The organism is Xanthobacter sp. DMC12, from assembly GCF_056314105.1.
This window is the reverse complement of the sequence record NZ_JBQUYZ010000003.1, coordinates 184,435-203,337: the sequence shown is the minus strand read 5'-3', so window position 1 is coordinate 203,337 and position 18,903 is coordinate 184,435. Positions and strand designations below refer to the sequence as shown.

Annotated in this window: 20 protein-coding genes; 8 read left to right on the top strand and 12 right to left on the bottom strand. The window is 68.0% G+C overall.

Going from position 1 to position 18,903, the window contains the following annotated elements; genetic code table 11:
• Positions 1-5: 5 nt before the first annotated feature.
• The 4 genes from ACT535_RS14080 to ACT535_RS14065 are packed head-to-tail and all read left to right on the top strand — an operon-like array spanning position 6 to position 3,616.
• Entirely contained in the window at positions 6-1,007 is a 1,002-nt protein-coding gene (locus ACT535_RS14080) for an ABC transporter substrate-binding protein (protein WP_476364866.1), read from the top strand.
• Positions 1,008-1,042: 35 nt separating this feature from the next.
• A complete protein-coding gene (locus tag ACT535_RS14075) occupies positions 1,043-1,822 on the top strand; it encodes an ABC transporter ATP-binding protein (protein WP_476328040.1) in 780 nt (259 codons plus the stop codon).
• On the top strand, positions 1,819-2,670 hold the full coding sequence (locus ACT535_RS14070; RefSeq protein ID WP_476364865.1) for an ABC transporter permease: 852 nt from the start codon (positions 1,819-1,821) through the stop codon (positions 2,668-2,670). Before ACT535_RS14075 ends, ACT535_RS14070 begins: the two co-directional genes overlap by 4 nt.
• Positions 2,651-3,616, top strand: coding sequence for a DMT family transporter (locus tag ACT535_RS14065; protein WP_476364864.1), 966 nt, complete (start codon positions 2,651-2,653; stop codon positions 3,614-3,616). Before ACT535_RS14070 ends, ACT535_RS14065 begins: the two co-directional genes overlap by 20 nt.
• A gap of 11 nt (positions 3,617-3,627) precedes the next feature.
• Here the strand turns inward: ACT535_RS14065 and ACT535_RS14060 are convergent, their stop codons facing one another.
• Genes ACT535_RS14060 through ACT535_RS14030 form a run of 7 tightly spaced genes read right to left on the bottom strand, consistent with a single transcriptional unit; the run spans position 3,628 to position 10,576 of the window.
• On the bottom strand, positions 3,628-4,602 hold the full coding sequence (locus tag ACT535_RS14060) for an amidohydrolase family protein (protein WP_476364863.1): 975 nt from the start codon (positions 4,600-4,602) through the stop codon (positions 3,628-3,630).
• On the bottom strand, positions 4,599-5,810 hold the full coding sequence (locus ACT535_RS14055; protein ID WP_476364862.1) for an amino acid ABC transporter substrate-binding protein: 1,212 nt from the start codon (positions 5,808-5,810) through the stop codon (positions 4,599-4,601). The genes ACT535_RS14060 and ACT535_RS14055 overlap by 4 nt, the downstream gene beginning before the upstream one ends.
• Positions 5,811-5,857: 47 nt before the next feature.
• Positions 5,858-7,249: a dihydroorotase gene (locus tag ACT535_RS14050; protein WP_476364861.1), complete on the bottom strand. Its 1,392-nt coding sequence runs from the start codon at positions 7,247-7,249 to the stop codon at positions 5,858-5,860.
• 19 nt (positions 7,250-7,268) lie between these two features.
• Positions 7,269-7,985: an ABC transporter ATP-binding protein gene (locus tag ACT535_RS14045; RefSeq protein WP_476364860.1), complete on the bottom strand. Its 717-nt coding sequence runs from the start codon at positions 7,983-7,985 to the stop codon at positions 7,269-7,271.
• Positions 7,982-8,740 carry an ABC transporter ATP-binding protein gene (locus ACT535_RS14040; RefSeq protein ID WP_168458972.1) on the bottom strand — a complete coding sequence of 253 codons (759 nt, stop codon included), beginning with the start codon at positions 8,738-8,740 and terminating at the stop codon, positions 7,982-7,984. The genes ACT535_RS14045 and ACT535_RS14040 overlap by 4 nt, the downstream gene beginning before the upstream one ends.
• A complete protein-coding gene (locus ACT535_RS14035; protein WP_476364859.1) occupies positions 8,727-9,707 on the bottom strand; it encodes a branched-chain amino acid ABC transporter permease in 981 nt (326 codons plus the stop codon). Before ACT535_RS14035 ends, ACT535_RS14040 begins: the two co-directional genes overlap by 14 nt.
• Positions 9,704-10,576, bottom strand: coding sequence for a branched-chain amino acid ABC transporter permease (locus tag ACT535_RS14030; RefSeq protein ID WP_476364858.1), 873 nt, complete (start codon positions 10,574-10,576; stop codon positions 9,704-9,706). The genes ACT535_RS14035 and ACT535_RS14030 overlap by 4 nt, the downstream gene beginning before the upstream one ends.
• A 169-nt stretch (positions 10,577-10,745) precedes the next feature.
• On the opposite strand from ACT535_RS14030, the gene ACT535_RS14025 reads away from it, so the two are divergent.
• From ACT535_RS14025 to ACT535_RS14015, 3 genes are read left to right on the top strand one after another with little or no spacing between them, the layout of a single operon-like run.
• Complete coding sequence (locus tag ACT535_RS14025; protein WP_476328020.1) at positions 10,746-11,483, top strand: GntR family transcriptional regulator; 738 nt, start codon at positions 10,746-10,748, stop codon at positions 11,481-11,483.
• Positions 11,484-11,504: 21 nt separating this feature from the next.
• Positions 11,505-11,840: a hypothetical protein gene (locus tag ACT535_RS14020; RefSeq protein WP_476364857.1), complete on the top strand. Its 336-nt coding sequence runs from the start codon at positions 11,505-11,507 to the stop codon at positions 11,838-11,840.
• Positions 11,833-12,870 carry a CobW family GTP-binding protein gene (locus ACT535_RS14015; protein WP_476364856.1) on the top strand — a complete coding sequence of 346 codons (1,038 nt, stop codon included), beginning with the start codon at positions 11,833-11,835 and terminating at the stop codon, positions 12,868-12,870. Before ACT535_RS14020 ends, ACT535_RS14015 begins: the two co-directional genes overlap by 8 nt.
• A 20-nt stretch (positions 12,871-12,890) precedes the next feature.
• On the opposite strand, the gene ACT535_RS14010 is transcribed toward ACT535_RS14015, so the two are convergent.
• The 5 genes from ACT535_RS14010 to ACT535_RS13990 all read right to left on the bottom strand — a co-directional run bounded on the left by ACT535_RS14010 (position 12,891) and on the right by ACT535_RS13990 (position 17,992).
• A complete protein-coding gene (locus tag ACT535_RS14010) occupies positions 12,891-13,682 on the bottom strand; it encodes an ABC transporter ATP-binding protein (protein WP_476364855.1) in 792 nt (263 codons plus the stop codon).
• 5 nt (positions 13,683-13,687) lie between these two features.
• Positions 13,688-14,494, bottom strand: coding sequence for an ABC transporter permease (locus ACT535_RS14005; protein WP_476364854.1), 807 nt, complete (start codon positions 14,492-14,494; stop codon positions 13,688-13,690).
• Positions 14,491-15,897 carry a dihydroorotase gene (locus tag ACT535_RS14000; RefSeq protein ID WP_476364853.1) on the bottom strand — a complete coding sequence of 469 codons (1,407 nt, stop codon included), beginning with the start codon at positions 15,895-15,897 and terminating at the stop codon, positions 14,491-14,493. Before ACT535_RS14000 ends, ACT535_RS14005 begins: the two co-directional genes overlap by 4 nt.
• 62 nt (positions 15,898-15,959) lie before the next feature.
• Complete coding sequence (locus ACT535_RS13995; RefSeq protein WP_476364852.1) at positions 15,960-16,988, bottom strand: CobW family GTP-binding protein; 1,029 nt, start codon at positions 16,986-16,988, stop codon at positions 15,960-15,962.
• A 26-nt stretch (positions 16,989-17,014) separates the two neighbouring features.
• Positions 17,015-17,992, bottom strand: coding sequence for an ABC transporter substrate-binding protein (locus ACT535_RS13990; RefSeq protein ID WP_476364851.1), 978 nt, complete (start codon positions 17,990-17,992; stop codon positions 17,015-17,017).
• Between the two features lie 137 nt (positions 17,993-18,129).
• Between ACT535_RS13990 and ACT535_RS13985 the strand changes: the two genes are divergently transcribed.
• Entirely contained in the window at positions 18,130-18,903 is a 774-nt protein-coding gene (locus tag ACT535_RS13985) for an IclR family transcriptional regulator (protein ID WP_476364850.1), read from the top strand.

The following is an 18,903-nucleotide window of genomic DNA, read 5'->3' as shown; positions in this document are numbered from 1 at the left end:
CAATAATGAAAACGACGTCCATCGCCGCCCGCCTCGTCCGGGCCGTCGCCGCCGCCGCTCTGCTGGCTGGCCCGCTCGCCGCCGGCCCCGCCGCGGCGGAGGAGAAGATGACGATCCGTCTCGATTTCTCGCCCTGGGGCGTGCATGCGGGCATGCATCTCGCCAAGGAAAAGGGGTGGTTCAAGGATGCCGGCCTCGACGTGGACATCCAGGACGGCCGCGGCTCCGGCAACACGCTCCAATTGGTGAACGCCGGGCAGGTGGACGTCGGCCAGATCCAGGTCGGCCTCCTGCCGCAGGCGCGCGAGAACGGCTCCACCGCCAAGGCGTTCGCCGGCTTCGACAAGAGGACCGACCTCGCGGTCCTCGTCGACCAGGATTCGCCCATCGCCAAGGTCGCCGACTTCAAGGGCAAGAGCCTCGTGGTCTTCGCCGCGAGCCCCTGGGCGCCCTTCATCGACTACTGGCTGAAGCAGGGCGGCCTCGACCGCACCACGGTCAATGTGATGTTCGTGGACCCGGCCGCCGTGTGGGGCACCTACACCGCCAAGCGGGCCGATGGCCTCATGTCCACCGAGCCCTCCGCCATTCCCGTCGCCGCTGCCAACCGTCCCTCCAAGGCCATCCTTGCCGAAGATGTGGGCATCACCTTTCCGAGCTACGGCCTCATCGCCACCGAGAAGACCATCGAAGGCCGCAAGGAGGCGCTGAAGAAGCTGGTCGAGGTGCAGCAGAAGGCGTGGGCCTATATCCGCGACGGCCACATCGACGAGGCGGCCGACGCCATCATCAAGCAGCGCCCCAACGCCAAGCTGGACAAGAAGGTGCTGGCCGACCAGATCAAGCTCACCATCGATTTCTTCGACACGCCCAACACCAAGGGCAAGCCCATCGGCTACCAGTCGCCGGACGACTGGGCCAAGGCGGCGAAGTCGGCGGTGGACGCGGGCGCGATCAAGCCCGGCACGGACCCCGCCACCTACTTCACCAACGAGTTCATTCAGTGAACGCCCACGTCGCCTCGAGGACGGATGCCACGACGATGGCCTATCTCTCGATCTCCGGCGTCCGCAAGACGTACGGCTCCCCCCGCGGACCGGTCACTGCGCTGAAAGGCATCGGCCTTGAGGTCAAGGAGGGGGAGTTCGTCTCCATCCTCGGGCCGAGCGGCTGCGGGAAGTCCACGCTGCTCAAGTGCATCGCGGGGCTGGAGGACGCGAGCGCCGGGACGATCTCCGTGGACGGTCAAGCCCTCAAGGGGCCGCCCCAGAACATGGGCATCGTCTTCCAGCGCGACGTGCTGCTGGACTGGCGCACCATCCTCGACAACGTGCTCATCACCGCAGAGTTCGCCGGGCTCAAGGGTCCGGCGGTGCGGGAGCGCGCGCTGGCGCTGCTCGGGCGCTTCGGTCTCGGCGGATTCGAGAGCCGCCATCCCTGGGAACTCTCCGGCGGCATGCGCCAGCGCGCGGCCATCTGCCGGGCCTTGCTCTGCGACCCCAAGCTCCTGCTCATGGACGAGCCGTTCGGCGCCCTGGACGCCATGACGCGCGACGATCTCAATCTCGAGCTTGCGCGCATCTGGCAGGACACGCGCAAGACCGTGGTGTTCGTGACCCACGGCATTACGGAAGCCATCTTCCTCTCCGACCGGGTCGTCATGATGGACCGCAACCCGGGCCGGATCGTCGAGATCATCGACATCGACCTGCCCCGGCCCCGGCATCTCGCCATGCGCGAGAGCGCCGAGTTCGGCCGTTATGTCGCCCATGTCCGCCACCTCTTCGCCAGCCTCGGCGTGCTGAAGGACGATGCCCCATGATCGCCTCCGGGAACGGCACCTCCGGCGATAGCGCCACCGAGACCCTCGATCCGCCCATGCCCCAGCGTCTGCCCACCTCGCTGGTGGAGGCGGGCATGGTGGTGGGCCTGCTCGTCGCCGTGCTCATCGCGTGGGAGGCGGCGGTCTATATCTTCAAGCCGGCGCCCATCATCCTGCCAGCACCGAGCGTGATCTGGCAGGAGTTCCTGCTCTCGCCGGGCTATTTCCTCCAGATGTCGGCCTTCACGCTCTACACCACCCTCGCGGGCTTCGGCCTCGCCGTGGTGCTGGGGCTGGCGCTGGCCGTGGGCATCGTCCATTCCAAATTCATCGAGCGTACGGTCTATACGCTCCTCGTCGCGCTCAACAGCGTGCCGAAGGTGGCGCTGGCGCCGCTGTTCGTGATCTGGATGGGCACCGGCGTCGAGCCCAAGATCGCCATCGCGCTCATGCTCGCGCTGTTCTCCGTGGTCATCGACGCGGTGCTGGGCCTGAGGTCGGTGGATCCGGACATGGTGAACCTTGCGCGCGCCAGCCGCGCCTCGTCCTTCGACATCCTGCGCAAGATCCGCTTTCCCAATGCCCTGCCGAGCATCTTCGCGGGCCTGAAGGTGGCGATCTCCTTCGCGCTGGTGGGCGCCATCGTGGGCGAGTTCGTGGCCGGCTCCGAAGGCCTGGGCTTCGCCATCCTCACCGCGCAGGGACAGTTCGACACGCCGCGCGTGTTCGTCTGCCTCATGCTGCTCGGCCTCCTCGGTACGGCGCTGTTCTTCGTGGTCGAGGCGTGCGAGCGCCTGCTGCTGCCCTGGCACGTGTCGCAGCGCGGCGGTGGCGGCTCCGGTCACTGAGGTGGGGGCGCAGGGAAAGGCACCCCTTTCCGCCATCCTCGCCCTTCTGGCCACGGCCCTCCTGTGGGGCAGCAACCACGCGGCGGCGCGGGCGATCCACGACGCCCTGCCGCTGCCCTCGCTGGTGTTCTGGCGCTGGGCGATCGCTCTCGTCCTGCTGCTGCCCATCGCGCTGCCCGGTCTGCTGCGCGAGCGCCGCGCGATCCGCCGCAACGCTGGTCGCATCGCACTGCTGGGGCTGGTGGGTGTCGGCCTCTTCTCGGTGAGCCTCTATGCCGGCGCCTATCTGAGCCCGGCGCTGGAGGTCGGCCTCCTGAATGCGACGACGCCCATCTGGGTGCTTTTGATCGCCACCTTCGTCGGGCGCGCGCGGCCCCGCCTCGCACAGATCGTCGGCATCCTCATTGCGATGGCGGGGGTCACGCTGGTGCTGATGAAGGGGCTGCCCGCGGGTTTCGCGGGCTTTCATTTTGGCGCGGGAAATCTCTGCTCGATCACAGCGGCGGTGCTGTTCGCCTTCTACACCTACAGCCTCGGGCAGAACCCCATCGGCATTTCGGCCCTGAGCCTCACGGCGCTGACCGCGCTCGCCGGCTTCGTGCTGGTCTTCTGCCCCGTCTACGCGGTGTTCCTCTGTCTCGGCGGGCAGGATCCTTTCACCAGCGGGCTCAAGGTGGAGCCCGTGACCTTGACGGTGCTCTATATCGCGGCCGGCCCGACGCTGCTCGGCAACCTGTTCTGGATCTACGGCGCCGCACGGGTGGGCGCGGCGCGCGCCGGCCCGTTCCTCTATTTTTCGCCTCTGGCGACGGTCGCACTTTCCGCGACGCTCCTAGGCGAGACGATCACGCCGCTGCAGATGGTCGGCGGCGCAGCCATCCTCGCCGGCCTCTGGATCTCCACCCAGGCGGGAGCGGGACCTGCGAAGGCGGCGCCGGGCCCTTAGGCCCGGCGGTCTTATGCGAGACCCATGAGACGTGCGCCATTGGAGAGCACGCGGTCGCGCACCTCTGCGCTCTGCCGCTCCAGCGCGGCGAGGGCTTTTACGCCTTCCGCATCGCCGATCTCGAACGGGAAGTCGGTGCCGAAGACCACGCGCTCGGGGCCGACAAGCTGCAGCAGGAAGTCCAGCACGGTCGGGTGCGCCACCACCGTGTCGTAATAGAGCTGGCCGAGGTAATGCGAGGGCGGCCGGCTGATGTGCGCCCGGCACGCCGGGTTCGCCTCATAGAGCGGCGCCTCATAGGCGAGGTCCAGCCGGCCCACGAGCATAGGCAGCGTGCCGCCGCCATGGGCCAGCACCAGCTTCAATCCCGGATGGCGCTCCAGCACTCCGGAGAAGATGAGGCGGGCCACGCACAGCGCCGTCTCTGACGGCCAGCCCACGAGCTGAAGCATGGTGAAGCTGCCGAACGCAGGCCGGTCCACCCCGGAGGTGGGGTGCATGAAGACGACGCAGCCCTGCCGCGCGCACTCCGCCCACATGGCCTCAAAGGCCGGATCATCCAGCGGGCGCCCAGCCGCCGAGGTGGGCAGCGCGACGCCCATATGGCCCTCGTCCAGCGCGCGGCGGATGGCGTCCGCGCAGCGCTCCGGCTCGGCGATGGGCGGCACGGCGAGGCCGCCGAGCCGCTTCCCGCCCTCCCGCGCAGCGGCGAGCGTCTGCGCATTCAGCCGCCGCGCGAACGCGCCGTCCGCCGCCCATCCGGCGTGGGAGACCACGCGCGGCGGCGGCGAGACGAGCTGGAGGCCGATGTCGCGCCGCGTCAGGCTTTCGAGCCGACCCGCCGTGTCGAACAGCAGCGGATCGAGGGGGCCGTAACCGGCGAAGCGGAAGCCTTCGGGACAGGTCTCGATGCCGAAGGCGCCCTCCCGCGCGAGTTCGCCGAGGAAATCGCGCGAGAGGGCATGGGCGTGAACGTCGACGATCACGGGAAGGGCTTGCGCGGATAGACAACCGGCGCCGCCGCGATGGCCGCGGGATAGACCGGCACCGCCTTGCCGCCCTGCACCTGCGCGACCACGGCGGAGGCCTTCACGTCCACGCCGGCATCGTTGTACTTCACCGGGCCGAAGAAGGTGTCGGTGTCGAGCTGGAGCATGGCCTCGCGCACCTTCACCGGATCGATGCTGCCGGCCTTCTCGATGGCGAGCTGGAGCGACAGCGCGCCCGCCGTGCCGGCGGCGGTGATGTAGGTGGGCACCTCGCCGCCGAACTGCTTCTTGAAGCCGTCCACATAGGCCGCGCTGTCGGCGACCACCGGACCCTTGTAGGTGAGGGCCGGATCCCAGATCTGCACGCCGAACAGGTCTTCCGCCGCCGGGCCGAGAGCGTTGAGGAAGTCGGGGATACCCACCGCGAAGGCGAAGCCGATGAGCTTCGGGTTCACCTTCAGCGTCTGTAGCGTCTTGATGAGCAGGATGGAATCCTGGACGTATCCGGTGAGGATCAGCACGTCCGGATTGCTCTCCTTCAGCGCGGTGGCGACGGAGGAGAGGTCGGCCGAGCCCTTGGGATACTTGGTGGAATAGACCACCTTCAGGCCCTCGGCCTCGGCCTTCTTCTGCGCGGCGCCGGCGAACACGTTGGGGAAGAGGTCGTCGGGGCCGGCGATGGCGATGGTCTTGGGCGGGTCCTTCACCGTCTTCAGCAGCGCCAGCATGGGGTCGAGCGTGGTCGAGGCCAGCGGCGCGGGACAGAAGATGTATTTGTAGCCGCGCTGATAGAGGCTGTCGGCCGTCGCCATGGGCGTCATGGTGATGACCTTGTACTTCTCGCTGATCGCCGCCGTGGCGGTGGCGATGCCGGAGGAGTAGGGGCCGAGGATGAAGCCCACGCCGTCCTCGGTGATGAGCTTCTCGGTAAGGCGGGCGGAGGTCTGCGGCTTGCTTTCGTCGTCGTAATAGATGACCTCGACGGGCATCTTCTTGTCGCCGACCTTGATGCCGCCGGCGTCATTCACCAGCTTTTCCCAATAGGCATAGCCGTTCTTCAGCAAATGCCCCTCGCGGGCGAAGTTGCCCGTGAGGCTGACGGCGGCACCGATCTTGATCTTCTCCTGTGCCGCGGCCGTGCCCGCGCCCAGAAGGGTGGCGAGGCCGAGGGCGGCCACACTCTTCACCAGAGTTCGTCTGTGCATCATCTCGCTCCTGCTGGTCCCGGAAGGTTCGGTTTTCTTCGATTGTCTCAGGCGGATGCCGCGGTGCCGGGCACGAAGCGCCCGAAGCCCGGCGCGCCGACGAGCTTGCCGTCCTGCGCGACGATGGTGCCGCGCACGATGGTGTGGGTGGCCGCGCCCTTCGTGGCCATGCCCTCCCAGCTGGAGAAGCCGGTGCGCGAGAGCATGTCCTCGTTGCGGAAGACGCCTTCGCGGCTCATGTCGACGATGGTGAAGTCGGCATCCGCGCCGGGCTGGATCACGCCCTTCTTCGGGAAGATGCCGAAGCGCCGGGCCGGGGCCTCGGCGGCGAGGCGCGCCACGTCGTTGAGGGTCAGGCGCCCCTCGTTCACCGCATTCATGAGCAGCGGGATGTATTCCTGCGCGCCGGTGACGCCGAGCGGCACCGAGAACAGGTCCTTCCAGCCCGGGTCCACGTCGTCCTTGGAATGGGGCGCGTGCTCCAGCACGATCATGTCGGCGGTGCCGTCCTTGATGGCCTCCCAACCGGCTTCGGGGTCGTAGGCCCAGTTGTAGGTGCGCGGCCCCACCTTCTCCATCTGCGCACGGTTCATGAACATGGTGCCGAGCTCCAGCTCGCACGACACGTCCTGGCCGAGATCATACTTGGCGTGGTGGATCATCTCGTTGGCGCCCTTGGGCATGACGCCGAGATGCAGCACGTGCAGCTTCACCCCGCAGATGCGGGCGTAATAGAGCGAGGCCGCAAGGCCCGCGACCATGCCGTGGCCGTACATGTAGCCCTTCGAGAAGCTCTCATGATAGGCCATGGCATCGGTGCGGCCTTTGTCGATGTAGTCGCGGAAGGTCAGCCGCTTGCACCACTCGGGATCGTCGTGATGCACCGAGGCGACGAGCCCCATGTCCCGCGTCGCCTCATAAAGCTCGAACAGGATGCCGTGGTCGAGCACGCCGAGTTCCGAGATGTAGGGGTAGACTTCCTTGATGTGACGCGTGTTGAAGATCTTGATGCCGATGGCGCCCGCCTTCGCGAGAGCTTCCACCGTGCGCGGATAGAGCCCGCCGCCATAGAGCGCGTAGTCCACATGGGCCTTGGGCGCGACCAGCGCCTTCTTCATCTCGTAGTCTTCGAGCGTGGTCGGGTGGGGCGTGTTGTTGGTCATGTCGATGCACATGGTCACGCCGCCGACCGCCGCCGCCGCGGAGCCGGTCTGGAAGTCTTCCTTGTAGGTGTGCCCCGGCTCGCGGAAGTGGCAGTGGACGTGCCACAGGCCCGGCAGAACGGCGAGCCCCTTGGCGTCCACGCGCTTCGTCGCCTCCGTGAAGGGGCCGCCGATGGCGGAGATCTTGCCGTCGAGGACGGCGATGTCCGCCTTGAAGGAGGAGGAGGGGGTGTGGATCGTGCCGTTTTCGATCACGAGGTCATAGGGTCGGGACACGTCACGCTCTCCGAAAACGTCAGTTGAGGCCGAGATAGGCGGCGCGGATGTCCTCGCGCCGCAGAAGGTCTTCCGCCGGGCCGTCGATGGTGATGCGCCCGGTATCCAGCACGTAGCCGCGGGTGGCGATCTCCAGCGCGAGGCCTACGTCCTGCTCCACCAGCAGCACGGTGATGCCGCGCTCGCGGTTGACCTGGCGCACCGCGTCCGCGATGCGATCGACGATGACGGGGGCGAGGCCCAGCGACATCTCGTCGATGAGCAGGAGGCTCGGCCGCGCCATCAGCGCGCGGCCGATCGCGCACATCTGCTGCTCGCCGCCGGACATGAGGCCGGCGAGCCGGCCTTCCAGCCGTACCAGTTCCGGGAACAGCTTGAAGATGAAGGCGAGGTCGTCGTCCTCGCCCTCGCGGCTTGGGCGCGCGGTGGCGCCGAGCTTGAGGTTCTGGCGCACGGTGAGGCCGGCGAACAGGCGCCGGCCCTCCGGCACCATGGCGATGCCGCGCCGGGCGCGCTCATAGGGCTTCAGCGGGTTGAGGTCCGCGCCGGCGAAGCGCATCTGGCCCGCCCGCACCGGCACGAGGCCGGTGAGGGCGCGCAGCAGCGTCGTCTTGCCGGCACCGTTCGCGCCGACGAGGGCGACGATCTCGCCCTCGGCCATGTCGAAGCCGACATCCCACAGCACGCGGCTGTCGCCATAGGCCACCGCGAGGCGTTCCACGGAAAGAAGGCTCATCGCGCCCCTCCCGCTGCTGCGTGGGCCTTGGCGAAGCGCTGGCCGAGATAGGCCTCCACCACCTTGGGGTCGGACACCACGTCGTCCGGCACGCCCTCGGCAAGCTTGGCGCCGAAGTTCAGCACCATGATGCGGTCGCAGAGCGCCAGCACCGCCTTCATCACATGCTCGATCACGACCACGGTGAGGCCGGCCTGCTTGAGGCTCTTCACGAGGTCGATCATGCGTTCGATCTCCGTGTGGTTGAGGCCCGCCATCACCTCGTCGAAGAGGATGATGCGCGGCCCCATGGCGAGGGCGCGGGCCACCTCCAGCCGCTTGCGATCGGCGAGGGTGAGCTGCGGCGGCATGAACTCCGCCTTGGGCGCAAGTCCCGTGCGCTCCAGCGCGGCGTCGGCTGCGGCGAGCCAGGCGTCGCGGGTGCGCAGCCGCGCATGGCCGAACATGGCGCCGATGGCGACATTCTCCCGCACGCTCATGGCCTTGAATGGCTGCACGATCTGGAAGGTGCGGGCGATGCCGAGGCGGGAGAGGCGATGTGGCGGCAGGCCGGTCACGTCCTCCCCGGCGAAGCGGATCGAGCCGCCGTTGAGCTTGTAGACGGCGGAGATGGCGTTCAGCAGCGTGGTCTTGCCGGCGCCGTTGGGGCCAATGACGCCGAACACTTCGCCCTCCTCCACGCGGAAGGAGACGCCGGCCAGCGCCTTCACGCCGCCGAAGCGGATTTCGAGGTCGTTCGCCTCAAGCAGCGCCATGGCGCGACCTCCACCGCTGGATCAGGGAACGCCCGGCCACCAGCATCCCGTTGGGGGCGACGAGGCAGATGACGACGATGAGCACGCCGAACACGATCTGGTGCGCCTGCAGGAAGCCGCCCCACACCAAAGTGGAGAGGAATTCCAGCACGAAGGCGCCCAGCACCGGCCCGATCACCGTGCCCATGCCGCCGAGGATGAGCATCATGTAGGCCTTCACGCCGATGGCGGGATCGAACGCGCTGGCCGGCTCGATGAAGGTGATCCAATAGGCCCACACGCCGCCGGCAAATCCGGTGATGCCGGCGGAGATGGCCCAGGCCGCGACCTTGGTGGCGGTGGTGTCGATGCCCATCACCCCCGCCGCGCGCTCGCCGTCACGGATGGCGCGCAGCGCGTAGCCGAAGGGGCGGGTGAGGATGAACGCCGCCAGCAGGGTCGAGGCGACCATGCCGGCCAGCATCACCAGATAGATGGCGCGATAGAGCGGGCCCGGCGGCAGATCCGACAGCGGCAGCGGCAGGCCTTCCGCCCCGCCGGTGACGCCGCCCACCTGGATCACAAGCTGAATGGCGGCGAGGTTCAGCGCCACGGTGGCGATGGCGAAGTAATGGCCCCTGAGCCGCAGGATGGGCCAGCCGATGATGCCCGCCACCAGCGCCGAGAAGGCGACCGCCGCGACCAGTGCCACGGGAAAGGGCGCCCCCAGCGTCATGGCGACGCCTGAGGCATAGGCGCCGAAGCCGAAGAACACGGCATTGCCGAAGGCGTGATAGCCGGTGAGGCCGACGATGACGTTCAGCCCCTGCGTGACCGTGGCGTACATGAACACCGTGGTCAGCACGCGGAGCCAGTAATTGTTGAGGGCGAGGGGCGCGAGCGCGAGGACGACCGCGCCGGCGGCGAAGAAGGCCCAGAAGAGAAGCGCGCGGCGCCGCGCGCCCGAGAGGGAAGAGGGGGAGATCATGCGTGCTCCCCGAAGAAGGCGCGGCCGAACAGGCCCTGCGGACGCAGCGCCAGCACCAGCAGGAACAGGCCGAAGCCGACGATCTCCTGATAATTGGCGCCGAGGAAATAGCCGGCCCAGGCCTGCACGAGGCCATAGATGAAGCCGGCGACGATGCACCCTTCCACCGAGCCGATGCCGCCCAAGACGGTGATGACGAACACAGCGCTGAGGAAGGTGACGCCCATGCCCGGCATCACCGGAAAGAGCATGGAGGCGAGCGAACCCGTGGCGCCGGCCAGCGCCGCGCCGGCGCCCGCCGTGAGGGCGTAGATCCGCTCGGGGTTGATGCCCATCAGGGAGGAGACCTCCCGGTCGAGCGCGGTGGCGAGGATCATCTGTCCGGCGCGGGTGAAGCGCAGGAAGGCGAAGAAGGCGATGCCGAGGGCGATGGAGAAGCCCGCCGCGATGAGACGCACCACCGGCACCAGGATGCCGAACACCTCGATGGAACTCGCCGCATAGGACGAATTCACGGAGCGCACGTCGGAAGTGAATGCGATGGAGACCGCATCCACCATCACCAGCTCGATGCCGAAGGTCACCACCAGCGAGAGCAGCAGGCTGGTGCGGATGATGCGGTTCAGCACCAGCACCTGCAGCGCGTAGCCCAGCGCGAACATGGCGATCATCGAGATTGGGATGGAGGCGATCGGATCGAGCCCCGCGAAGCGGAACAGGCCGTAGGTGATGTAGGCCCCCAGCATGATGAAGCCGGTGTGGGCGAGGTTGATGACCCCCATGACGCCCCAGACCATCGAAAAACCGATGGTGGCGATGCCGTAGAGGCCGCCCAGAAGCAGCCCGTTGGCGGTGGCTTGCCAAAGCACCCGTTACCCCTCCAACTCATTGAAATTGATATAATTTATGCTTGACGGAAGGCTTATTTATACATATCTTATGCAAAATAAATTGAGTCATGCAACAACGATGTCTGAACGCAGCGCACAAAGAAATCGCACCCCTGCCGCAGGACGCGGCAGTCGCGCCCTGCCTCCCGTGGCCAAGGCGGGAATCTCCAAAGGGGGGTCGAGCGAGTTCGCCTATCAGGTGATCCGCGCCGAGATCGTCTCGCTGGCGCTCGCGCCGGGCTCTGACCTTGATGAGGCGGCGCTGGTGAGCCGTCTCGGCCTCTCGCGCACGCCGCTGCGCGAGGCATTGGTCCGTCTCGCCGGCGAGGGGCTGGTGCAGATCCTGCCCAATCGCGGCACGCGCGTCGCGCCCATGGGCTGGAACGACATTCGCGAGCATCTGGAGGCGTTCGACCTCTCCCAACGCCTCGTCACAAGATGGGCGGCGCTGCGGCGGACGGAGGCGCAGATCGTCGCCATCGATGCCCAGCGGGAAGCCTTCGAAGCGGCGACGGCGCGGCGGGATTCCGAGGCCATGCTGGAGATCAACTGGCGCTTCCACGCCGCCATCGCCGCCTGCTGCCGCAATGGCGTGGTGGAGCGCTTCTATCTCCAGCTGCTCACCACCAATCTGCGCATCTCCCGCCTCGCCATGACCTACGACTGTTTCGCGACCGAGGAGGCGTATGACGCGCACATCGGCAACATCATCCGCGAGCACCGGGAGATGGTGGAGGCGATCCGCGCCCGCGACGCGGACCGGGCGGACACGCTCGGCAGCTCCCACGCCGGGCTCGCCCGCAAGCGCGTTTCCGAATGCCTCACCCAGAGCATGCTGTCCGACATGGAGCTGCCGCTCGGCGGCGCGCCGGACAGCCCCGCCTGAACGCGAGAAGGAGAAGCCGGCATGTGCGAGGTGTGCGCCATCTTCGGCGCGGGAGAGCATTGGAGCGATTTCGCCCGGCAGCGTGATGATCGCTTTCCGTTCGAGGACATCCTGCATTATCGCGCGGAGCGCCGACGGCGCATCGCCATGCTGAATGCGCTGGTCGGCCCGCTCGGCCTCATCTGCGAGGATTGGGACGGGGAGGCGCTGGCGCTCACCGATGCGCGCGGCCGCACCAAGATCGCGCCGACGCTGGGCGATGTCTGGCCCATCGCGGAGAGCCTGTCGGGCCGTGGCATCGATCCCCTTGCCGAGGATTTCATCGCGCCCGCGCGGGAGACACTGGCCCATGGATGAGCGCCTGCCCCTGATCGTCGTGACCGGCTTCCTCGGCTCGGGCAAGACGACGCTCATCCGCCGCTTCATCGAGACCCCGGAGGGCGGCGATTCCGGCCTCATGGTCAACGAGTTCGGCGAGGCGGGCGTCGATCATCGCCTGCTGGTGCATGCCAGCGAGGCGGTGGAGCTGATCGACGGCGGTTGCCTCTGCTGTGCGCGCCGCTCCGACGTCGCCAAGGCGATGCACGACTTGGTGCGCATGGCCAAGGACAGTTCCAGAGCCGGCGGCGGCTTTCGCCGCGCCATCCTTGAAACGTCGGGGCTGGCCGATCCTGCGCCGGTCATCGCGACCCTCGCCCGCGACCCCTGGCTGAAGGCGCATGTGCGCCTCGCCTCCGTAGTTGCGGTGGTGGATGCGGTGGCGGGCCTGCGCAATCTTGAAAAGCGTCCGGAGGCGCGCCGTCAGGTGGCCATCGCCGATACGGTGGTCATCACCAAGGGCGACATGCGCGCCGCCGAGCCGATCGCCCGCCTCGCCGCCGCGGTGCGTGCCATCTCCCCTGACGCGCGCATTCTCGACATCCAGGACGAGACGTTCCGGCTGGGCGATGTGCTCGCCGGGCGCGAAAGCCTGCATGCCCCGCCGTCGCCGTTCCTGGCCGACGCGCCGGAGCATGATTCCGAAGTCTCCTCCTTCACGCTGCCCATCGCGGGCGCGCTGGACTGGCCGGCCTTCACACTCTGGCTGTCGGCGCTGCTCCATGCCCATGGCGACCGCATCCTGCGGGTGAAGGGGCTGCTGCGCACCACATCGTCGGACCGGCCTTTGGCCATCCACGGCGTGCAGCATGTGATGCACCCGCCGACGCATCTGGGCGTGGACGACGGCGGGCCGTCCTTCCTTGTGTTCATCGCCCGCGGCATCCGCAAGGCCGAGATCGAGCGCAGCCTCGCCCGCGCGCTCGAACTTTGTCAGGCGGGCACCGGCATGTCGGACCCCGTGCGGCAAGCGGCGGCCTTCCGCGAAGGCGCCGCCCCGGCCGCGTAGGCAGCCGGGGCCGGCCATCCTCAGGCGCGGTTATCGGCGACGGCGCTCCGCACCTCATGCTCGATGAGGTGCCAGATGCGCTCCACCAGTGCGCCGAACGCCTCGTGGCGCTTCACCTCCAGCGCCCGCGGGCGCGGCAGCGGGATCGGGATTTCCTCGCGCACCGAGCCAGGCCGGGCAGAGAAGACGATCACGCGGTCGGAGAGGAACACCGCCTCGTCGATCTGGTGGGTGATGAGCAGCACGGTGGTGCCGCTCTTCTGCCAGATGTTGAGCAGCTCCGTCTGCATGATCTCCCGCGTCTGGGCATCGAGCGCGGCGAAGGGCTCGTCGAGAAGCAGGATCTTCGGGTTCACCGCCAGCGCGCGGGCGACATTCACGCGCTGGCGCATGCCGCCGGACAGCTGGTGCGGATAGTGCTGCTCGAAGCCCTTCAGTCCCGCCATGTCGATGAAGCGCTGGGCGGTGGCGTGGGCGTCGCGCTTGGGCGTGCCCGCGATGGTGAGGCCGTAGGCGACATTGTCGATCACCGGCTTCCACGGCAGCAGCGCATCCTGCTGGAACACCATGGCGCGGTCGGCGCCCGGCCGCGTCACCGTGTGGCCGGAGACCTTCACCACGCCGGATGAGGCCGGCAGCAGGCCATCGATGATGCGCAGCAGCGTCGATTTGCCCGATCCGCTCGCCCCCACGATGGAGACGAACTCGCCTTCCCGGATGGAAAGGTTGATGTCGCGCAGGGCCTCAACGGAGGGCTTGCCGGCGCGCTCGAAGACCTTGTTGATGCCTTCGATGGAGAGAGCCTGTGCCATCCGGTTCACTCCTGCCGCCACGGTGCGAGCCGGCGTTCCAGCCACTCGAAGAAGATGCTGCCCATGAGGCCGAGCAGGCCGAGCATGATGACGTAGGCGAGCAGCGTCGCGGTGTCGAAGCTCTGCCCGGCGGCGAGGATCGCGAAGCCGAAGCCGGCGAACGAGCCGAAGAATTCGGCGATGATGATGGCCACCAGCGCCCGCGCCCAGGCGACACGGATGCCCGAGACGATGAACGGCACCGCGAAGGGCAGCGTCACCGTGGTGAACACCTGCCAGCGCGACGCGTTGAACGAGCGTGCCGCTTCGATGAGGTTCCTGTCGGTGGCCTTGAGGCCGGTCTCCGTCGTCACCAGCACCGGGAAGATGGTGAAGATGGTGACGAGCACGAACTTCGACGCGAAGCCCAGCCCCAGCCACGCGATGAAGAGCGGCGCCAGCGCCACCAGCGGCACCGAGTTCAACGCCGTCAGCATTGGCCCGGCGGTGAGCGCGAGCAGCCGGCTCGACGCCAGAGCGAGGCCGATGGCGACGCCGATCAGCACCGCCACCGGGAAGGACGCCGCCACCGCGCTCACGGTGGCGAGCGCATTGGTCCACAGCGCACCGTTGGCGCTCTCCTTGGCGAGCGCGCGGAACACCTCGGCCGGCGGCACCAGCAGCAGCTTGTTGGTGACCACATAGGTCGCCAGCACCTGCCAGACCGCCAGCACGAAGGCGAGCGAGATGAGCATCCGCAGAAGGCCTGCGGCACGCGAGCGCCCTTCGAGGAAATCGTAGACGCTGCGCCAGAAAGGGGCGACTGCGGTCATTCCGCCGCGGCCTTGTGCGCGTGGCGGGCGGTGGAGACGGCCTGCCTGCCGTAGCCCTTCTCGCCCACCACCTTGCCGTCCACATAGATGGTGCGGCCGCGCAGGATGGTGCGCACCGGCTTGCCCTTGAAGCGGCGGCCGGCATAGGGGCTCCAGCCGACGAGGGAGAGCACATCCTCGTCGCGCACCTCATATTCGGTTTCGAGGTCCACCAGCACGAGGTCGGCGTCGAAGCCGGGCTTGATTTCGCCCTTGCGGTCGAGACGGAACAGGCGCGCCGGGCGGGTGGAGGTGGCCTCCACCACGCGCTCCAGCGGCAGCTTGCCCTCGGTGGCGGCGGTGAGGAACATGGAGAGGTAGAACTGGGTCGAGGGCGTGCCGGTGTGGGCCTTCCAGCCGTCGGTCCAGCCGATTTCCTTCTCCTCGCGGGTGTGCGGGGCGTGATCGGTGGCGATGATGTCGATGGTGCCGTCGCGCACGCCCTCCCACAGGCCGGGTACGTTCTTCTCCGGCACCCAGTAGGAGAGCGCGTAGGAGCCGAGGCGCTGGATGGCGGCCCATTCGCAGCCGAGGAACAGCGCCCAGGGGTTCAGTTCGCACGTCACCTTCTGGCCGCGCGCCTTGGCCTCGCGGATGAGCTGCACCGAGCCGGCGGTCTGGGTGTGCAGGATGTGGAGATGGCAGCCCGCCGCCTTCTGCAGGCGCAGCAGGGTGGCGATGGCGGTCTCCCAGATCACCCCGTCATGGGCGGCATAGGCCTTGGCGTAGGCGAGGGCGTCGCGCTCACCGCGCGCCCAGAATTCCTGCTCGATCACGTCCATCAGCGCCTGGTCGTGGGGATGGATCATGAGCGGCACGTCGTGGGCGGCGGCGGCCTTCATGATCTCCAGGATCTTGCCGTGGTCGTGCACGCCGATGCCCGGCATGTGCGGATAGGAGCGGCCGGTATCCACCACCATGAAGAACTTGAAGGCGGCGATGCCGGTCGCGGCCATCCCAGGCACTTCCTCGAGGATGGTGGGGGCGGGATTGAAATTCCAGTCCACCACCGCGTCGCGCTCATAGATGGCGAACTGCTTCTCCAGGAGGTCCAGCGTGTTGGGCGGCGGGGTCACGTTGGGCATGGCCACCGAGGTGGTCACGCCGCCCGCGGCGCACTGGAGCGTCGAGGTGTAGATGGTGTCCTTGTACTCAAAGCCCGGCAGCGAGCCCTCGCGGTGGTGCGAGTGCATGTCGATGACACCGGGCAGGATGGCGAGGCCCTTGGCGTCGATCACCTCGGCGGCGGCCGGCTCCAGCCCCGGCTCGAAGATGCCGGCAATGGCCCCGTCCTTGATGCCGATGGAGGCCTCGAAGCGGCCGTCGGCGGTCACGACGAGGCCGTTCTTGATGATGGTGTCCACACTACTCTCCCGAGGACGAGGCCCGCGCGGGCCGATTAGAAAGCGAAAGGGCCGGCGGCGCGTCAGGACGCGAGGTCGAGCGCCACGGGACGGGTGCGGATCACGTCCAGCACCTCGGTCACGTAAGCCTGCGACAGGCCGCGGGTGATGAAGACGATGCGCGAGCCCGCCATCCCCTCCGGCCAGGCGGAAAGCTCCACCGGCGGCGAGAACAGCCGCTGCACGGCCTGCACCACCACCGGCTTGTTGCGGCCGGTGATGGCGAGGATGCCCTTCACCCTGAGCAGGTCGTCGCCATGGGCGATGACCAGCGCGTCGAGCCACGCCGAGACGTGCTCCCAGTGCAGAGGCTCGTCGAAGGCGAGGCAGAAGGAGCCGATGTCCTCCCGGTGCGTCACCGGGTCCGCCGCCTCGAAGGCTTCCGCGCGCAGCCAGGCGCGCACTTCGCTGGGGCGGGTGTCGGGATCGGCGGGGTCGATGCCGTCGAGCAGGGTGGGCTGGGCGAGATGCGTGAGCGAGGACAAATGCAGCCGCGCGCCGGGGGACAGGCCGGCGATGCGGGCTTCCAGCGGGGCCAGATCGGTTCCCGCGAGGTCCGCCTTGGTGAGCACCACCTCGTCGGCGACGCCCACCTGCTTGCGCGCTTCCGCGTGGCGGTCGAGCGTGCCCATGCCTTGCACCGCGTCCACCGCCGTCACCACCCGCCCGAGCCGATAGGTGCGGGCGACAGGAAACGTAATGAGCGCCTGGATGACCGGGCCGGGATCGGCCATGCCGGTGGTCTCGATGATCACCCGCGCGAAGGCCTTCACCTCGCCCCGCGCGCGCTTCTCGGTGAGGTCGCGCAGCGTCTCCACGAGGTCGCCCTTCACGGTGCAGCACAGGCAGCCGGTGGACAGCTCGATGGTGTTGTCCGAGCTGGCCGCAATGAGGGCATGGTCGATGCCGATCTCGCCGAATTCGTTGACGATCACGGCCGCGTCGCTCAGCGCGGGATCCCGCAGCCACCCGTTGAGCAGGGTGGTCTTGCCCGATCCAAGGAAGCCCGTGAGCAGCGTCACCGGCGTCCGCATGTCGCGAAAATGGGCCATGGCCGCAGCTCCTCGCGCCTGTCGGCTCACTTGCCCGCGATGTAGCTGGGGTCGTAGTAGCGCTTGAGGTCGAAGGCCTGGGTCTGGGGATCTCCACCCACCGCGGCGTCGATCTTGTAGAGGTTTTCAAGGCCGGCGGCCGGGACGGAGAGATCTGCGGGAACGGCCTTCTGCTCCTTCACGATGAAGGCGTAGGAATCTTCCACCACGTCGCGCGGCGTCTTGGTGTAGGCGGCGAGCACGTCGATGGCGGCGTCCCTGTTGGCCGGGTCGTCGATGAAGGCGGCCGCCTCCTTCAGCGCCTGCGTCACCGCGATGGCGGCGGGGCGCGTGGCAGGCGCCTCGCCCCAGGCCTTGTTCAGCACCAGCGGGGTCTGGACGTAAGGCTCGCGATAGACGTCGAGCAGCACGGCGCCATCACGCCCGGCCAGGGTGTCGAAGGGGGCGATCAGCAGCGCGCCGGCGACCTGCCCGTTGCCCATGGCGATGATGCGGTCGCGGGAATTGGCGATGGAGACCATCTGCACCCCAGCCGGGTCCACGCCCGCCTGCTTCAGCTGATACTTCAGCAGGTTGGCCGTGCCGCCCTTGACCGCGCCGGCGGTCAGCGGCTTGCCGGCGAGATCCTTCACAGAAGCCGTGCCCTTGGCGCCGTAGAGGCGCAGGATCGTCTTGTCGAGCACCGCACCGGCGATGATGACCGGGGCACCCTTGTCGATGGCGCGCACCGCGAGGTCGCCAAGGGCGATGCCCGCATCCGCGCTACCGGACGCCACCGCCTGCAGCAGCGCCGGGCTGTCCGACGCGCGCAGCTCGCGCACGGCGATGTTCCGCTTGTCGTAGAAGCCCTTGTCCATGGCGATAGCGTGCAGCCACAGCAGCGCGCTCGGGGCCAGAACGGCGAGCTTCACTTCGGTCTTCGGCGCCTGCGCATGGGCCCCGGCGAGCGGAATGCTGAGGGCGAGGGCAGCGGCAACGAGGCGGGGAAGGACGCGCTTCATCATCTCTCTCCGGAAGGGGGACGCGTCTTGCCGCGCGTCATCTGCCGAAAGAGTGCTCGAACTTTTCATCTCCTTCAAGCATAATTCGCAACAGGTAGGAATTTTGAGAAATTCCTACTGAATGATATAAAGTATCATTCTTGGGGAGGGCGAGGTTGGCCAGCAGGATTCTTCAGGTCATGGGACTGTTTCGCGGACGCCCCTGGCCGCTGACGGTGGAGGAGATCGCCCAGGAGACGGGCGTGTCCCAGAGTTCCGCCTATCGCGACGTGCAGGAGCTTTGCCGCGCCGGCTTCCTCGATCCCGTCATCGGCGCCGGCTACGTGCTCGGCCCCGCCTTCATCGAATATGACCGGCTGCTGCGGCAGGGGGACACGCTGATCCCCATCGCCTCGCGGGTCATGCACGACCTGCTCGACCAGACCACCCAGCGCGCGACGGCGATCCTCTGCCGGCGCTATCGCGACACGGTGATGTGCGTGCATCAGGAGCATGGCACCGCACCCCATCCCATCACCACCTATGAGCGCGGCGTCGCCATGCCGCTCTTCGCCGGCGCGTCATCCAAGGTGGTGCTAGCCCATCTCGACGACCGCTCCCTGAAGCGCATCTATCTCGACAACGAGGACACCATCCGCGCCCGTCTCGGACACGGCGACTGGAAAGCCTTCAAGGCCGAGGTGCGCGCCATCCGCCGCGACGGCGTGGTGGAGACGGTCTCGGAGGTCGCCGAGGGGCGCGCGGGCATCGCGGCGCCGGTCGTCGTGAACAAGCAGGTCATTGCGGGCGTCAGCCTCGTGCTCGCGGCGGAGGATCTCGCTGGCGCGTCCCAGGCCATCCGTGCCGCCGTCATCGATGCGGGACGGCGGATTTCGGAGGAGATCGCCGGCAGCGGCACGTGGGTGGCGCGCTAG

What these genes read in the sequence shown, in the direction of transcription:
- ACT535_RS14080 (WP_476364866.1), top strand. Translation starts at nt 6, where the DNA reads ATGAAAACGACGTCCATCGCCGCCCGCCTCGTCCGGGCCGTCGCCGCC.
- ACT535_RS14075 (WP_476328040.1), top strand. Translation starts at nt 1,043, where the DNA reads ATGGCCTATCTCTCGATCTCCGGCGTCCGCAAGACGTACGGCTCCCCC.
- ACT535_RS14070 (WP_476364865.1), top strand. Translation starts at nt 1,819, where the DNA reads ATGATCGCCTCCGGGAACGGCACCTCCGGCGATAGCGCCACCGAGACC.
- ACT535_RS14055 (WP_476364862.1), bottom strand. Translation starts at nt 5,810, where the DNA reads ATGCACAGACGAACTCTGGTGAAGAGTGTGGCCGCCCTCGGCCTCGCC.
- ACT535_RS14045 (WP_476364860.1), bottom strand. Translation starts at nt 7,985, where the DNA reads ATGAGCCTTCTTTCCGTGGAACGCCTCGCGGTGGCCTATGGCGACAGC.
- ACT535_RS14040 (WP_168458972.1), bottom strand. Translation starts at nt 8,740, where the DNA reads ATGGCGCTGCTTGAGGCGAACGACCTCGAAATCCGCTTCGGCGGCGTG.
- ACT535_RS14035 (WP_476364859.1), bottom strand. Translation starts at nt 9,707, where the DNA reads ATGATCTCCCCCTCTTCCCTCTCGGGCGCGCGGCGCCGCGCGCTTCTC.
- ACT535_RS14020 (WP_476364857.1), top strand. Translation starts at nt 11,505, where the DNA reads ATGTGCGAGGTGTGCGCCATCTTCGGCGCGGGAGAGCATTGGAGCGAT.
- ACT535_RS14015 (WP_476364856.1), top strand. Translation starts at nt 11,833, where the DNA reads ATGGATGAGCGCCTGCCCCTGATCGTCGTGACCGGCTTCCTCGGCTCG.
- ACT535_RS14010 (WP_476364855.1), bottom strand. Translation starts at nt 13,682, where the DNA reads ATGGCACAGGCTCTCTCCATCGAAGGCATCAACAAGGTCTTCGAGCGC.
- ACT535_RS14005 (WP_476364854.1), bottom strand. Translation starts at nt 14,494, where the DNA reads ATGACCGCAGTCGCCCCTTTCTGGCGCAGCGTCTACGATTTCCTCGAA.
- ACT535_RS13995 (WP_476364852.1), bottom strand. Translation starts at nt 16,988, where the DNA reads ATGGCCCATTTTCGCGACATGCGGACGCCGGTGACGCTGCTCACGGGC.
- ACT535_RS13990 (WP_476364851.1), bottom strand. Translation starts at nt 17,992, where the DNA reads ATGATGAAGCGCGTCCTTCCCCGCCTCGTTGCCGCTGCCCTCGCCCTC.